Source organism: Nonomuraea fastidiosa, from assembly GCF_042751225.1.
GTDB lineage: Bacteria > Actinomycetota > Actinomycetes > Streptosporangiales > Streptosporangiaceae > Nonomuraea > Nonomuraea fastidiosa.
The window spans coordinates 1,275,490-1,290,487 of sequence record NZ_CP170570.1 but is presented as its reverse complement, the minus strand read 5'-3'; the positions used below and the strand labels follow the sequence as shown (position 1 = coordinate 1,290,487).

The 14,998-nt window shown below is 74.3% G+C and carries 9 protein-coding genes; 7 read left to right on the top strand and 2 right to left on the bottom strand.

Annotated features, from left to right (window positions below; genetic code table 11):
• Positions 1-26: 26 nt before the first annotated feature.
• The 7 genes from ACFMQL_RS05770 to ACFMQL_RS05740 all read left to right on the top strand — a co-directional run bounded on the left by ACFMQL_RS05770 (position 27) and on the right by ACFMQL_RS05740 (position 12,089).
• Positions 27-1,424 (top strand): glycoside hydrolase family 5 protein, encoded by a 1,398-nt coding sequence (locus ACFMQL_RS05770; protein WP_378784823.1) that lies wholly within the window; start codon positions 27-29, stop codon positions 1,422-1,424.
• Entirely contained in the window at positions 1,421-2,512 is a 1,092-nt protein-coding gene (locus tag ACFMQL_RS05765; protein ID WP_364058136.1) for a mandelate racemase/muconate lactonizing enzyme family protein, read from the top strand. The genes ACFMQL_RS05770 and ACFMQL_RS05765 overlap by 4 nt, the downstream gene beginning before the upstream one ends.
• Positions 2,513-2,602: 90 nt before the next feature.
• Positions 2,603-5,389: a BTAD domain-containing putative transcriptional regulator gene (locus ACFMQL_RS05760; protein ID WP_378784821.1), complete on the top strand. Its 2,787-nt coding sequence runs from the start codon at positions 2,603-2,605 to the stop codon at positions 5,387-5,389.
• Between the two features lie 33 nt (positions 5,390-5,422).
• The gene (locus tag ACFMQL_RS05755) at positions 5,423-5,671 is read left to right on the top strand and encodes a hypothetical protein (protein ID WP_364058130.1); all 249 of its coding nucleotides are present in this window, start codon (positions 5,423-5,425) and stop codon (positions 5,669-5,671) included.
• 245 nt (positions 5,672-5,916) lie between these two features.
• Positions 5,917-8,940, top strand: coding sequence for an ABC transporter permease (locus ACFMQL_RS05750; protein ID WP_378784819.1), 3,024 nt, complete (start codon positions 5,917-5,919; stop codon positions 8,938-8,940).
• Positions 8,937-11,519 carry an FtsX-like permease family protein gene (locus ACFMQL_RS05745; RefSeq protein WP_364058124.1) on the top strand — a complete coding sequence of 861 codons (2,583 nt, stop codon included), beginning with the start codon at positions 8,937-8,939 and terminating at the stop codon, positions 11,517-11,519. Before ACFMQL_RS05750 ends, ACFMQL_RS05745 begins: the two co-directional genes overlap by 4 nt.
• Before the next feature lie 162 nt (positions 11,520-11,681).
• On the top strand, positions 11,682-12,089 hold the full coding sequence (locus ACFMQL_RS05740) for a spore-associated protein A (protein WP_364058121.1): 408 nt from the start codon (positions 11,682-11,684) through the stop codon (positions 12,087-12,089).
• Between the two features lie 9 nt (positions 12,090-12,098).
• On the opposite strand, the gene ACFMQL_RS05735 is transcribed toward ACFMQL_RS05740, so the two are convergent.
• Entirely contained in the window at positions 12,099-12,995 is an 897-nt protein-coding gene (locus ACFMQL_RS05735; RefSeq protein WP_364058118.1) for an ADP-ribosylglycohydrolase family protein, read from the bottom strand.
• Positions 12,996-13,119: 124 nt separating this feature from the next.
• On the bottom strand, positions 13,120-14,880 hold the full coding sequence (locus tag ACFMQL_RS05730) for an FtsX-like permease family protein (RefSeq protein ID WP_378784817.1): 1,761 nt from the start codon (positions 14,878-14,880) through the stop codon (positions 13,120-13,122).
• Positions 14,881-14,998: the final 118 nt, after the last annotated feature.

Sequence of the window (14,998 nt, the reverse complement as noted above, 5' to 3'; positions counted from 1 at the left end):
ATCTTCCAAGGAGAGATCGCTTCACCATGCACGACGAGTCCGTAAGGCTGCACATCGACGGCGACCGATTGGCGACCGCGACCGGAGAGACGGTCCGCCTGCGCGGCGTCGGGCTCGGCGGCTGGATGAACATGGAGAACTTCATCACCGGCTACCCCTCGACGGAGGAGCTGCAGCGGGCCGCGCTGCGCCGGGTGCTCGGGCAGGAGGTGTACGACGCCTTCTTCGAGCGCTTCCTGGAGGTGTTCTTCACCGACGACGACGCGCGCTTCCTGGCCGAGCTCGGCATGAACAGCGTCCGGGTGCCGTTCAACTACCGGCACTTCGAGGACGACGACCGGCCGATGCGGCTCAAGGAGGAGGGCTTCCTGCTGCTCGACCGGGTGATCGAGACGTGCGCCCGCCACGGCCTGTACACCGTGCTCGACCTGCACGCCGCGCCCGGCTACCACAACCAGCGCTGGCACAGCGACAACCCCACCCACCGGTCGCTGTTCTGGACGCACCGGCACTTCCAGGACCGGGTCGTGCACCTGTGGGAGGCGCTGGCCGACCGCTACCGCGACAACCCGTGGGTCGCCGGGTACAACCCGCTCAACGAGCCCGCCGACCCGTCCGGCGAGCGGATCGGCCCGTTCTACGAGCGGCTGCACGCCGCGATCCGCGCCGTCGATCCCGCTCACGTCCTCTTCCTGGACGGCGACCGGCACGCCACCGACTTCGAGCAGTTCGCCGACCCGCTGCCCGGCACCGTCTACACCGTGCACGACTACGCGCTGGCCGGCTTCGCCGACAGCGGCGACTACCCGGGCATCTCGCGCGGCCGGTACGTCGACCGCGACTACCTGGAGGCGCGATTCCTGGAACGTGCCGCGTACATGCGGCGCACCGGCACCCCGATCTGGGTGGGGGAGTTCGGCCCCGTCTACAGCACGCGGTACGGCGGCGACCCGGCGCTGGACGCCGCGCGCTACCGCGTCCTGGCCGACCAGCTCGACATCTACGACGCCCACGGCGCGGGCTGGAGCCTGTGGACGTACAAGGACATCGGGCTGCAGGGCGTGGTGCACGCCGCCGCCGACTCCCCGTACGTGCGCACGATCGACCCGATCCTGGAGAAGAAGGCCCGCCTGGGCGTGGACGTGTGGGGCGGCGTGGACACCGGCGTCCGCCACCTCCTGGAGCCGATCGAGAAGACCGTGGCCGAGGAGTTCCCGCATTTCGACCCTCCGCCGTTCGGTCAGCGGCAGTGGATCCACGTGCTGGTGCGGCACATCCTGCTGGCCGAGCCGATGGTGGACGAGTTCGCCGCGCTCTTCGCCGGCATCGACGCCGGCCGGGCGCGTGAGCTGGCCGACTCGTTCAGGTTCGACCGGTGCGCGGTACGCACTCCGCTCGTCGAGACGCTGAGGAAGCACCTGTGAAGATCACCGAGATCGAGACCCTCACCCGGGGGCCGCTCGCCGTCGTCCGGGTCCGCACCGACGACGGCCTTGAGGGCATCGGGCAGACCGCGCCGTACGAGGCGGGCACCACGGTCTGCGTGCTGCACCGCATGGTGGCGCCGATGTTCCTGGGCCGCGACCCGTGGGACGCCGAGGCGCTGGTGGACGCGTGCCTGCGCCGCCACTACAAGTTCCCGAGCAGCTTCCTGCACCGCGCCGTCGCCGGGGTGGAGACGGCGCTGTGGGACATCATGGGCAAGGCGGCCGGCCGTCCGGTGGCGCAGCTGCTCGGCGGGCACGCCAGGACGTCCGTCCCCATGTACGCCTCCAGCATGTCCCGCGAGATCACCCCCGAGGACGAGGCGGAGCGGCTCGGCGAGCTCATCGCCGAGCAGGGCTTCCGCGCGGTCAAGATCCGGGTGGGGGAGGCGATGGGCCGCGACGTGGACGCCGCGCCCGGGCGTACCGAGCGCATCATCGGTCATCTGCGCGACGCGCTCGGCCCCGACGTGGACCTGTCGGCCGACGCCAACGGCGGGTTCTCCGTGCCCAGGGCGATCAGGGTCGGGCGGATGCTGGAGGAGCACGGCTACTTCCACTTCGAAGAGCCCTGCCCGTTCCCCGACCTCGAAGCGACCGCGCAGGTCGCCGCGGCCCTGGACATCGCGGTCTCCGGCGGCGAGCAGGACTTCTCGCTGCCGCAGTTCAACCGCATGATCGCCATGCGCTCCGTGGACATCGTGCAGCCCGACATCGGCTACATCGGCGGCGTCTCGCGGGCCCGCAAGGTCGCCGTGCTCGCCGAGGCGGCCGGGATCCCGTGCACCCCGCACTGCGCGAACGACTCGCTGCTGCGCGTCTTCACCCTGCACCTCGCCGCGGCGATGCCGGCCTGCGTGCATCCGCAGGAGTGGAGCATCGAGACCACCCCGTGGACTCAGGGCGTCTACGGGCCGATGCCACAGGTGAGCGGCGGCGTCGTACCGGCTCCGACCGCGCCGGGCTGGGGCGTCGAGCTGCTGCCGTCCTTCGTCCGCGACGCCGACAAGGCCGTGTCACGGGAGTGACGGCGGGGCGGCGGCTCCCGCCGGCTCCCGCCGGGGGACGGGTCCTCCGGTCGTAGAATGCCGGGTCTCGGCTGGCGACGGGAGCGTTCGTTGGGGCTGGAGATCAAACTACTCGGGCCGCTGGTGGTCGAGGCCGGCGGCACGGCGGTCGCGATCACCGGGCGGCGGCGGGTCGGTGTGCTGGTACGCCTCGCGCTCGACGCGGGGCGGGCCGTGGCCGCCGAGTCGCTGCTCACCGACGTGTGGGCGAGCAGTTCCGCCGCCACCGCGGGCAAGCAGCTGCACATCGTGGTCTCGAAGCTGCGTGAGACCCTGGCCGCCCACGGCGCGGCGGAGGCCATCGAGACCGTCCCCGGCGGCTACCGGCTCGCGGTCGAGCGCGATCGCGTGGACGTCCACGCCTTCGCGCACCTGGCGGAACAGGCCCGCGCCGCCTGGGCGGACGGCGCGGCGGCGACCGCGGACGTGCTGTTCCGCCGCGCGCTGGAGCTGTGGCGCGGGCCGGCGCTGCCGGAGCTGGACGCGCACTGGGCGGTGATCGAGGCCGAACGGCTGGAGACCGAGCGGCTCGGCGTGCTGGAGGACCACGCCGAGCTGCGCCTGGCCACCGGCGACCACCGGGCGCTGGCCGTGGATCTCATCGCGCACGTCAGGGAGCATCCGCTGCGCGAGCGCCTGGCCGGCCGGCTCATGCTCGCCCTCTATCGCGACGGGCGGGCACCCGAGGCGCTCGACGTCTACCGGCGCCTGCGCCAGGCCATGGTCGAGGAGCTGGGGCTGGAGCCCGGCGAGGACATACGCCGGCTGCACCAGGCCGTGCTCGCCGGCGATCCCGAGCTGGACCTGCCCGGTGAGCGGCGGGCCTGGCACGTCAGGCCGGCCGAGCTGCCCGCCGACGTCCAGGCGTTCACGGCGCGGGCCGCCGAGGTGGCGCGGCTGCGCGCCGACCTGCTGAGCGACAGCCCGGTGACGGTGATCGACGGGCCGGGCGGCATCGGCAAGTCGGCGCTCGCCGTCCACGTCGCCCATCTCGTCGCCGACCGGTTCACCGACGGCGTCATCTACGTCGACCTGCACGGCTCCACCGACAGGCTCGCCCCGCTCGACCCGGCGCAGGCGCTTCGCCGCCTGCTGCGCTCCCTGGGCCTGGACGGCGCCGCCATCCCCTCCGACGCCGAGGAGGCGGCGGCCCGCTACCGCTCGCTCACCGCCGCGAGCAACCTGCTGGTCATCCTCGACAACGCCCGCCACGTACGCCAGATCCGCCCGCTCATCCCCGCGGGGCCGCGCTGCCGCGTCCTGATCACCAGCCGGCATCCGCTCGCCACCCTGGACGGCGCCCGGCACCTGCACCTCGGCGGGCTCGGCGACGCCGACGCGGCCGCCCTGCTCGCCAGGATCGTCGGCGTGGACCGCGTGGAGGCCGAGCCCGAGGCGGCGCGGGAGATCGTCCGGCTCTGCGGCGGATTCCCGCTCGCGCTGCGCATCGTGGCCGCCCGGCTGGCCGCCCGCCCCGACCGCCCGCTCTCCCATCTCGCGGTCCGGCTCGCCGACGCCGCCCGGCGGCTCGACCTGCTGGAGTACGCCGACCTCGCGGTGCGTGCCAGCCTCGCGGTCAGCCACCAGCAGCTGCACGAGGAGCCCGCGGGCCGGGACGCTGCTCACCTGCTCTGCCTGCTCGGGCACGCGGACCTGCCGGCGTGCACGCCGCCCGCCACGGCCGCGCTGGCCGGCTGGCCGGAGCACCGCGCGGAGGACGCGCTGGAACATCTGGTGGACGCCCGCCTGCTCGAACGCGCCGGACCCGACCGCTACCGCCTGCACGACCTGGTCGGCCTGTACGCGCGCGAGCAGGACATCCCCGGCGAGGAGCGGAAGAGCGCGGCCGGCCGCATGCTGCAGCACTACCTGGCCACCGCGCAGCGGGCCAACGACCTGATGAACGACCACTCGACCACCGTCCTGTTCGCCCCGGAGCAGGCGGGCGAGGAGCTGCCCACGCTGCAGGACGCCAACGCCTGGCTGGACAGGGAACGCGACAATCTCCTGGCCGCGGTGCGCCAGGCGACGCGGCTTGCCGACCGCTCGGCGGCCGGGCTCGGCTATCACCTGCTGTGGCTGTTCGACCGCAGGGGATGGTTCGCCGAGGCCCTGGAGGTGGGGGAGGAGGTGCTGCGGCAGGCTCGTCAGGAGGGGGACTGGAAGGTGCAGAGCAACCTGCTGCAGGAGCTCGCCGCCATCCACCAGCAGCTCGGGCATCTCCAGGAGGCGGTCCGCTGCCTGGAGGAGGCGCTGGACTGCTGCGACCGGGCGGGGCTGCCCGACACGACGGCGGGCATCTTCAACGATCTCGGCATCACCTACACACAGATGGGGCGCTACGACGCCGCGCTCGCCGCGCTGGGGAGCGCCATCGAGGTCACCCGGCGCACGGGGCGCACCCTGCACGAGGCGTACGTCCGCAACAACCGGGCGCAGGTCTACTACCGGCAGGGCAGGACCGCGGAGGCCGTGGACGAGGCGCGGCGCGGTCTGGCGACGCTCAAGGAGGAGAGCGGCGCCGGCGGTCTCGGCATCGGCCACGACGCCCTCGCCGACTGCCTGCGGGCGCACGGGCTGCTGGAGGAGGCGGCCGAGGAGTACCGGGAGGGGATCAGGCTGCAGCGCGAGGCGGGCTACGCCATGGGGCTCGCCGTGTCCCACTGGTGGTACGGCCACACCCTGCACGACCTCGGCCGTCTTGAGGAGGCGAGGGAGTCCTGGCGGGAGTCGCTGAAGATCCTGCGCGAGGCCCGGCTGCTCACCCCCTCCGAGGAGGCCCGCTACCTCGCGAAGCCGGTGCCGGACACACCCGAGGTGATCAAAAACCAGCTCTGAGGTGGATGGCGGGCTCCGCCGTCCGGTGCGACCGTGGTGCGAGGCGACCACAGGAGGAGCCCGCTGGAGGAGAACGTGGGAAACCCCGAGCTGACCACCAAGACGGTTCTCGCCGCCATCCGCGACCACGGAGACGCGGCCTACGACTTCCTCGTCGACGACTACCCGCCCGACCAGGTGATCGCCGAGTTCACGAAGGCGGCGAGGTCGGGCTTCACCACGTTCGGCCTGGCGGTGCACATGGCGACGCTCACGGAGAAAGGGCGCAAGGAGCTCGGCTGACCGGCGAGCGCAACGCCTGAGCCCGGCAGGCCCGCGGCCCGTCCGCGCCGTCCGTGCGTACGGGCCGCTTGCCGCGCGTGCGGCACCCTGACGTTTCCGCATTCCGGCGGTCGATGACGGCTACCCGGCCGCTTCCGCCGCGAGACGGCCCGGGTCACCTTCCCGTATCAGCTGGTCGATCACTCTTGCCGCGGTTCCCCGCCCCGTCCGAAGGTCTATGAGGAACGGGGAAGGAGAGGCCGAACATGCGGGCGCCGCTGGTCGTGAAGCGGGCCCTGGACGAGCCGCTGCTCCTGCTCGGCGCGTTCGGGGCGATCCTCCTGGCGACGACCATGCTGGTGGCGATGATCATGTACGCCGCCGCCATCGCCGGGCCGGGCGTGCGCCGCGCCGTACAGGACGCCTCCTACCGCCAGACGAGCGTCACCGTCACCGCCCAGGTCGACGCCACCACATTCTCCCGGTACGACCGGCTCGTCCGCGACGAGCTGGCCGCCGCCTTCGGCGCACCCCCGGCCGTCACCACCAGCCTGCGCTCCGACTCGTACGTCATGCCCGGCCAGGAGGACGCGGACCTGCCGGGGCTGCTGCGCTTCGGCAGCCACGACGGGCTCGACAGGCACGCCCGGCTGGTCACCGGCAGGTGGCCGCGAACCGGCGGGGAGAGCGTGGAGGCGGTCATCTCGGAGCCGGCCGCCACCGCGACCGGGTTCGCAAGCGGCGCGGAGTTCGTCACGCAGGCCAGGAGCGACGGCAAGCCGGTCAAGGTCCGCGTCGTCGGCGTCTTCCGGCTCGACGACCCGGTGAGCGAGCGGTGGGCGGGCGAGGAGCTGCTGAGCCGGGGCGTGGAGCGCGGCGAGTACACCACGTACGGGCCGTTGATGGTGACGCGGGAGACGTTCGTCGCGGGCTTCGCCACCAGCGTCAGGGCGGTGTGGGCGGCCGAGCCGGACTTCGGCGCGCTCACCTCCGAGCGGCTGCGCCCCCTGGCGGCGGCCGCCGAGGGGATCGGCGCCAGGCTCATGGCGGGCGGCTGCGTGAGCTGCCTGGCCGCCACGGAGCTGCCCGCGCTGCTCACCCAGCTCGACAGCGCGTCCCTGGTGACCCGCTCCGTCCTGCTGATCTCCATGCTGCAACTGCTGCTGCTCGCCGGGTACGCGCTGGTGCTCACCGCGCGGCTGCTGGCCGACCACCGCCGCATGGAGACGGCGCTGCTGCGCTCGCGCGGCGCGGGCACGGGCAGGCTCGTGGCGCTGGCGGGCGGCGAGGCCCTGCTGATCGCGCTCCCGTGCGCGGTGGTGGCGCCGCTGCTCGGGCCGCCGCTGATCGCGCTGATCGGGCTGCTGCCCGGGATGGCGTCCCCGCCGGTGGCGCCGGACGCGGGCGCGTACCTCGTCTCGTCCGGGGCGGCGCTGGCCGCTGCCGTGCTGCTCGCGCTGCCGTCGGTGGCCGGTGGGCGGCGCACGTACGTGCAGGAGCAGTCGGCGCGCGGGCGCGGCCTGCGGCGCGCGCTGATCCACGGCGCGGGCGGCGACATCGCGCTGCTCGCGGCGGCCGCGCTGGCGATCTGGCAGCTCCAGCGCTACGGCGGGCCGGTCACCGCGACGGCGGCGGGCGGGCTCGGCATCGACCCGCTGATCATCTCCGGCCCCGCGCTCGCCCTGCTCGCGGGCGGCCTGCTGGGGCTGCGGCTGGTGCCGCGCGTGTCGCGGCTGGCCGAGCGGATCACCGCGCGCCGCGCCACCCTCCCCGCCGCGCTCGGCTCCTGGCAGGTCAGCAGGCGTCCGCTCAGGTACGCGGGCCCGGCGCTGCTGCTGACGCTGGCCATCGCGGTCGGCGTCGTCTCCATGGCCACCACCGCCACCTGGCGGGACTCGCACCGTGACCAGGCCGATCACCGGGCGGGTGCCGACCTGCGCCTGCCGGGCCCGTACGAGGCGCCCGAGCTGGGCGTGCTCGGCCGGGGCACGGCGTTCGCGGGGCTGCCCGGCATCACCGCCGCCTCGCCGGCCTTCCGCGCGCAGACCGACGTGGGCGGTGAGAGCGCGCTGCTGCTCGCCCTGGACGCCGACCGGCTGCCCCAGGTGTTCCACCTGCGTCCCGACCTGTCGTCGCGTACGGTCCCGCAGCTCGTCGCCGCGATCAAGGGCGAGCGGGCCGGCCGCCTGGAGCTGCCCGGCAGGCCGCGCGCCCTCACCGTGCGGGTGGAGTCTCCGGCCGCCGCGACCGGCAGGCTCGTGCTGTCGGACGCGCTCGGCACCTGGCACGACCTGCCGCTCGGCGAGCTGCGGGAAGGCGTCAACACGGTGCGGCTCGATCTGGCGGCGCTGGCGGGCCGCTCCGGCGAGATCACCTATCCGCTGTCCGTACGCGGCCTGGCCGGCGACGAGCAGGCGGGCCTGCGGCTGGCCGGGCTGAGCGCGGACGGCACGGACGTCCCCGTCACCTCGGCCGCGACGAACCCGCAGGGCGTGACCGCCTTCGGAGCCGACCGCTTCGCGCCGGGCCCGCTGCCCGTGGTACTCACGCCCGGCCTCGCCGCCACGCTCAAGCTGCGCGAAGGGCAGGACGGTTCCGTGCGCTTGGCCGGGAACGTCATGCGGATCAAGGTGGCGGGCATCGTGGCGAGCATGCCCACCGGCGAACCCGGGCAGCAGGCGGTGCTCGCCGACTGGGAGTCGCTGCACGCGTACGAGCTGGCCGCGGCGCTGCCGTCCCGCCCCGCCACCGAATGGTGGCTCGCCACCCCCGACTCCGCGCCCGCCGAAGAGGTGCTCCGCCGCAACCCCCAATGGGACGCCGGCGCCGTCGACCGGCACGAACTGGCCGCGCGGCTGCGCGGCGATCCGCTGGTCGGGGCGCTGCACGGCGGTCTGACGCTGGGGTTCGCCGCGGCGCTCGGCTTCGCGGTGCTCGGCTTCCTGGTGAACGCCGTGGTAGCCGCGCGCGAACGCCGGGCCGAGTTCGCCGTGCTGCGGGCGCTCGGCACCGGGCCCGGTCAGATGCTCGGCATGCTCGCCACCGAGCAGGCGTTCGTCGTCGGGCTGTCGCTCGTGTCCGGCACCGCGCTCGCCGTGGCCGTCGGGAACCTGGTCGTCCCGCGGATCGTCCTGTCCGGGCAGGCGGCGGCGGTCGAGCCCGCCGTGCTGTTCCGGCTCCCGTGGCCGTCCGTGGCCGTGATGCTCGCCCTGGTGACGGCGGCGCTTGCGGTGATCGTCGCCGGGCTGGCCCGGCGCATGTGGCGAGGGCAGAGCTTGGAGGAGCGGTGAGTATCCCCCTGGGCGTACGCGCGCACGCGGGCACCGTGGCGCTGCTCGCCGTGCTGGCGGCGGTCGCCTGCCTGCTCGTGTCCGGCCTGCCGAGGACCATGCAGGCGTCGTACGACGAGGCGCTGCGCCGGTCGCTGGCCACGGCCGGAGTGGCGCGTACCGACCTGGTCGTCACCGGCGCTCCCGCGCTGCCCGCCGGGGAGATGCACTCGCGCGCCGAGTTCGAGGCCGCCGGACGGCGCTGGCGCGGGCTCATACCGGCCGCGCTGCGCCCGCTTGTCGCGCCCGGCGGCCATATCAGCGCCAAGACCTTCCGCACGCCCGCCGACGGCACCGGCGATATTCGCGAGTTCGTCAACCTCGGCTGGCTGTCCGACGCCGACCGGCGCGTGACGTGGGTGCGGGGCCGCGCGCCCGGCGCGCCCTCGTCCATGCGGTACATGGGCTCGGCGATCCCCGTCATCGAGGTGGGCATCGCCGAGGAGGCCGAGGCCAGGATGGGGCTGCGCGTCGGGCAGATGCGGCTGCTCGGCGCGAGCGTCTCCACGGCCGTGCGCATCGTCGGCGTCTACCGGGCCGCGAACCCGGCCGACCCCGCCTGGGGCCACGACGCGGACATGCTCCACGTCACCAGGGTCGTCCCCATGGACGGGCCGGAGGAGCTGCACACCACCACGCTGATGTCGGACGCCGGGCTGGCCGCGCTGAGCGACAGGACCCGCACGCTCACCTACCGCTGGATCCTGCCGCTCGACCCATGGGGCGCGAACGCCCTCGATGCGCCCGGCATCCCGCCCGCGGTCGCCGACTTCCACCGGCAGGTGGACGTCCAGGGCGACGGCACCATCAGCTACCGCCTCGTCAGCGGGCTGCCGCAGCTCATCGACGCCTTCATGACCGCGCTGTCGGCCGCGCAGACCGTCCTGTACCTGGTGCTCGGCGGGCTGTTCGCGGTCGCGCTCGGCGTGATCGCGCTGGCCGTCCGGCTGCTGACCGACCGCCTGGAGCGCACGCTCGCCCTGGCCAGGGCACGCGGGGCCGCGCTGTGGCAGGTGGTGGCCGCGGGGGCCGGGCTGACCGCGCTCACCGTGGTCCCCGCCGCCCTCGCCGGGTACGGCCTGTCGTTCCTGCCGGCGGGACCCGCGCTGCCGATCGTGCACATCGGCCCGGCGGTCGTGGTCGTCGCCGCGGTGGCCTTCGCCGGGACCCGCGTGGCGCTGGCCCACCGCGCCCCGCTGCGGGAGCGCCGCGCCGACCTCGCCGCCGTCCGGCCGTCGGCGCGGCGCGTCACGGTGGAGGCGCTGGTCGTCGTGCTCGCGCTGGCGGGCGCGTACGCGCTGCGCGCACGCGGGCCGTCCGGCACCGCGCAGCAGGACCCGTACCTGCTGCTGATCCCGGTCGCGCTGACGCTCGCCGCCGCGCTGATCACGTTGCGGTGCCACCCTTATCCGCTGCGGCTCGTCGTCCGGCTGGCCGCCAAAGGGCGCTCGGCCGTGCCGTTCCTGGGGCTGGCCAGGGCGGCGCGGCAGCGGTTCACCGGCGCGCTGCCGGTGCTGATCCTGCTGCCCGCGCTGAGCCTGTCGGTGTTCGCCGCCGTGATCCACGAGGGGATCACCACCACGCAGCTTCTGGCGTCCTGGCAGAAGGTGGGCGCGCCGATCAAGGTGACGTCGATCGAGGACATCCCGGCCGACGTGATCGAGCGGGTACGCCGGGCGCCCGGCGTCGACGAGGTGGCCCTCGCGCTCACCGGCCGCGCCCAGATCCCGGACACCGGCGAGCAGCCGTACACCGTCGCCGTGCAACTCGACGCCTGGCGCAGGGTCACCGAAGGCGCGCCCATCACCCCGCCCGCGCTGTCCGGCGCCACGTCCGCGCTGCTCTCGCCCGCGCTGGGACAGCGCGGCGCCTTCGACCTCACGTGGCTGTCGGAGGCGCCGGTGAACGGCCGGGGCGTGATCGACTCCGTGCCCGGGTTCTACTCCAGCGGGCAGTTCATCCTCCTGCCGTGGGAGGTGCTGCCCTGGCCCGCCGCCAACACGCTGCTGATCAAGGGCGACATCGCGCCCGCCGAGCTGGCCCGGCTCGTCCCATCGGCCACCGTGGAGACACAGGCGGCGGCGCTGCGCGACATCCAGGCCGACCCGCTCACCGCGACCGTCCGCACGACGATGGTGGTGGTGACGGTGGCGCTGGGGGCGTACGCGCTGGTCGCCATCGTCATGTCGCTCGTCGCCGGCGCCGAGGGGCGGACGCGGACGATCTCGCTGCTGCGCACGCTCGGGCTGTCCGACCGGCAGGCCCGGTGGCTGGTCCTGCTGGAGCTGCTGCCCGTCGTCCTCATCACCGCGCCCGTCGGCGTGGCGCTGGGCATGATCCTGCCGGCCGCGCTGGGGCCAGGAGTGGACGTGTCCGTCTTCGCCGGCGGCCTGCCCGTCACCGGCCACGCGCCCGGGCTGCTCACGCCGTTGGCGCTGGCGGCCGGGCTGGCGCTGTGCGCGCTGGCCGGGTCGTACGCGCACGCCACCCTGACCCGCCGCCGCAACCTCGACGCCGCGCTGCGCGTGGGCGGCGAGTGACTGCCGGGGATCGAGGGATGCGTTTTACTCAGGTTGACATAGGTAGCAAAGGTGCATAAGTTGCCGCACACGTGTGTGAACGATCATCATGATCGCGCGCCTCGCCGCGCAGCACGGCGGGAGGCCACCACTCACCGACGTCCATCGTTAGGAACGGCTTTTATGCGCATCTTCACCAGGGCAGGCGTGCTCGCGCTCACCAGCGCGGCGGCCCTCGCCGGATCCCTCCTCACGAGCGCCCCGGCGCAGGCCGCCTCGTCGCCCATCGCCGCCTGCGGCGGCGGCAAGTACCACGTGATCGACCGCCAGCCCCTGGGCGGCGCCACCGTCTACCTGCTCTACAACGGCACGACCAACTGTGTGGTGACCTGGCGCAACAAGCCCAGCAAGAAGAAGGTCTTCCTCAAGGCGATCATCCGCCGTGAGCGCCAGAATTACGTGGTGGACTCCGGCTACTTCACCACCTACGCCGGGCCGGTCAAGCTCAAGGCCAAGGGCTACTGCGTCCAGTGGGGCGGCGACTACGGCAAGAAGAAGTACACCTCGAAGCTCGAGCACTGCGGGAAGTGACCCGGTCGCCTAGAAGGTGAGCGGCGGGGCGGCGGCCCAGCCGGGCAGCGGCTCGCAGCGCACCCGCCACTGCCGTGGCAGGTGCGCCTGCGGGCCGGCGGCTACGATGCCGCCGACGATGGCGCACGTGGTGTCGACGTCGCCGCCCGCCACCGCCGTGGTCCACATGGCCGTCTCGAAGTCGTCGCGGTGCCGGGCGGCCACCCACAGCGTGAACGGCACCGTGTCGTGCGCCGCCACCTGCCGCCCGTTGCCGAGCGCACCGGCGGCCAGTGCGGGGTCGCCGATCGTGAGCAGCCGCCTGGCCTCGGTGATGCCGTCACGGACCATGCCGGGCGGCACGTGCTCGGCGACCCGGTCGAGGAACGGCCCCGCGGGCAGGCCGGGATCCGCGGCGGTCACCGCCGCCGCCACCGCGACGGCCACGGCGCCCGCCACCGCCTCGGGATGGGTGTGGGTGACCCGCGCCGACAGCTCGGCCTGCCGGGCGGCCTCCGCCGCGTCACCAGCGAACCACGCGCCGAGCGGCGCCACCCGCATCGCGGCGCCGTTGCCCCACGAGCCCTTCCCGTCGAACAGCCCCGCCGACAGTTCACGCCAGTCGCCGCCCTCGCGTACCAGCCGGAGCATCCGGTTCGTGGACGGGCCGTAGCCTCGATCGAAGTCGTGGCGGGCGGCGAAGCTCGCCGCCAGCTCGTCCTGGTCGATGCCGCCGTGATCGGCGAGCACCCGGTAGATCGAGCAGGCCATCTCGGTGTCGTCCGTCCACTGCCACGGAGCGGGCGGCAGCGAACGCGCGGACAGATGATCGCGGTTGGCGGGGACGAAGAACTGCGAGCCGAAGGCGTCGCCGAGCGCCAGGCCGTGGAGCGAGGCGGCGGCCCGCGCGAGGAGCTGATCTGACATCGCCCCCATTCTGGTGCACGCGGCTCCGATCGCACCGCCCCCGGCGCTGAGGGCCGCGCCGCTGATCTCGCTGCGCCGCTGGTCGCGTCGCCTGCCGGTCCCGCCGCTTACTCCACCCCGCCGCTTAGGCCGCTTCGGCGGTGAGCGTCGGGGCCACGGGGCGGCGGGCCGCCAGCCGCGCGGGCAGGGCGACGAGCGCCGCCGTCACCAGGACGGTCGCCACCGCCACCCCGAGCAGCCCCGGCATGGGCGGCGCCGCGGCGTTGCGCGCGGCGAGCAGCGACAGCAGCACAGCGCCCAGCGGAACACCCGCGAGCGCGCCGGACAGCGCCGGCAGGAGCTGGGCGACGGACAGCCCGGCGGCGACCTGCCCGGGGGTGGCGCCGACGGCCTGGGCGATGGCCAGGTTCAGCCGGGCGTCCATGGCGGTGGTCCAGGTGAGGATCAGCGTGTTCACCACGGCCAGGGCCACGATCAGCACGGTGACGGCGAGCAGCAGCGCGCGGTCGTGCTCGCCGCGCAGGTTCGGCAGGGCCTGCGAGCCGCCCAGGCCGTAGCCGCGGTCGTGCTGGGCGTGCAGGGCCAGCAGGGCGACCAGCGTGATCACGGTGACGGCGGTGGCGCACCCCTGCAGCACGGCGCGGCCCGGTCTGCGGGCGGTCAGCCGCAGTCCGAGGAGCAGCGGCGTGGGCAGCAGCGCGGACAGCCTGGTCAGCCAGGGCCGGTGCGCCGGCCTGCGGACGCCGGCGCTCAGTGCCGTGACCGTCGCCGTACGCATGGCGTGCAACGTGGGACGCAGCGTGGACAGCACCGCCACCGCGACGGCCAGCAGCGTCGCCGCGACCACGGCGGTGCCGGTCAGTGAGACGTCGCCGATACGGCTGGCGGTGGGGCTGGCGATGGCGGGCATGGCCAGCCGGGCGGTCACCAGTCCGAGTGCGTTCCCGGCCAGCGCCGGCACCAGGTATTCGGCGAGCAGGACGATCGCGATCAGGCCGGGCGTGGCGCCGACGGCCTTGAGCAGACCTGCCCTGCGGGTCTGCTCGGCGGCCCGCCCGGCGGCCAGCGCGGCCACGCCGGTGACGGCCAGCAGGTCGAGCAGCCAGCCGCCGAGCACCAGGATCGGCTGGGCGTTCCTGAGGATGGTCTTGTCGTGCCGGGCCTTGAACTGCCAGGAGTGGAAGTTCACCCTGATCCCGTCGAGCTCGTGGTGGGCGTCGCGGAAGGTGTCGGCGGTGGCGGGATCGCGCAGCTTGAGGTCCACGGCGGTGGTCACCGGCAGGTCGCCGGACCGAGCGAGGGTGCGCGCGTCGGACGTGGTCAGCCAGGCCAGGCCGCTGTAGTCGCTGGGACCTCCGCCTGGGCCGATCTGCGCCGCCCACGGGTAGATCGAGGTGGCCGCCGTGACGGCGATCCCCACGACGGGGTACGTCCGGCCGGCGATCGTGACCTCGTCGCCGGGGCCGACGCCGAGCGCGGTGGCGAAGCCGCGTTCGAGCACCACGCCGCCCGGGCTTACCCACCGGCCCGAGGTCACCATCGGCCGCTCGACCGGTGCGGGCCGCTCGCCGATGGCGTGCACCACGACCGGGGACGCGATCCCGTCGCGCGCGATGAGATCGGCGTAGACGACGCGGTACGGGCCCCGATGGGCGACGACACGCGGATCCTCCGTCAGGGAGGCCAGCGCCGAGGACACGCCGGGGCCCGTGTCGCCGGACAGCACCACCACGTCGGGGCCTGCGGTGGCGGCGCGCGTCTGCGCGTACAGCGAGTCGCTGACGTCGGGCAGGGACACCCCCACGGCCAGCGTCGCCGCGGCCACGGCCACCGCGATCAGCAGCAGCACGCCCTGAACGCGATGCCGGCGCAGATCGGCACGCACCAGCCGCACGAGAAGGGCGAGAAATCCGGCTGCGCTCAGTCCCCCGGTGCGATCGGAGCCCACGGCGCTCGGCTCTCCAGCCCGATGAGCCCGCCGGGCCTGCCTGGAGGCGTCAAGG

Excerpts from the sequence above, each read along its gene's own strand:
- ACFMQL_RS05740 (WP_364058121.1), top strand. The coding sequence starts at position 11,682 with ATGCGCATCTTCACCAGGGCAGGCGTGCTCGCGCTCACCAGCGCGGCG.
- ACFMQL_RS05750 (WP_378784819.1), top strand. The coding sequence starts at position 5,917 with ATGCGGGCGCCGCTGGTCGTGAAGCGGGCCCTGGACGAGCCGCTGCTC.
- ACFMQL_RS05770 (WP_378784823.1), top strand. The coding sequence starts at position 27 with ATGCACGACGAGTCCGTAAGGCTGCACATCGACGGCGACCGATTGGCG.
- ACFMQL_RS05735 (WP_364058118.1), bottom strand. The coding sequence starts at position 12,995 with ATGTCAGATCAGCTCCTCGCGCGGGCCGCCGCCTCGCTCCACGGCCTG.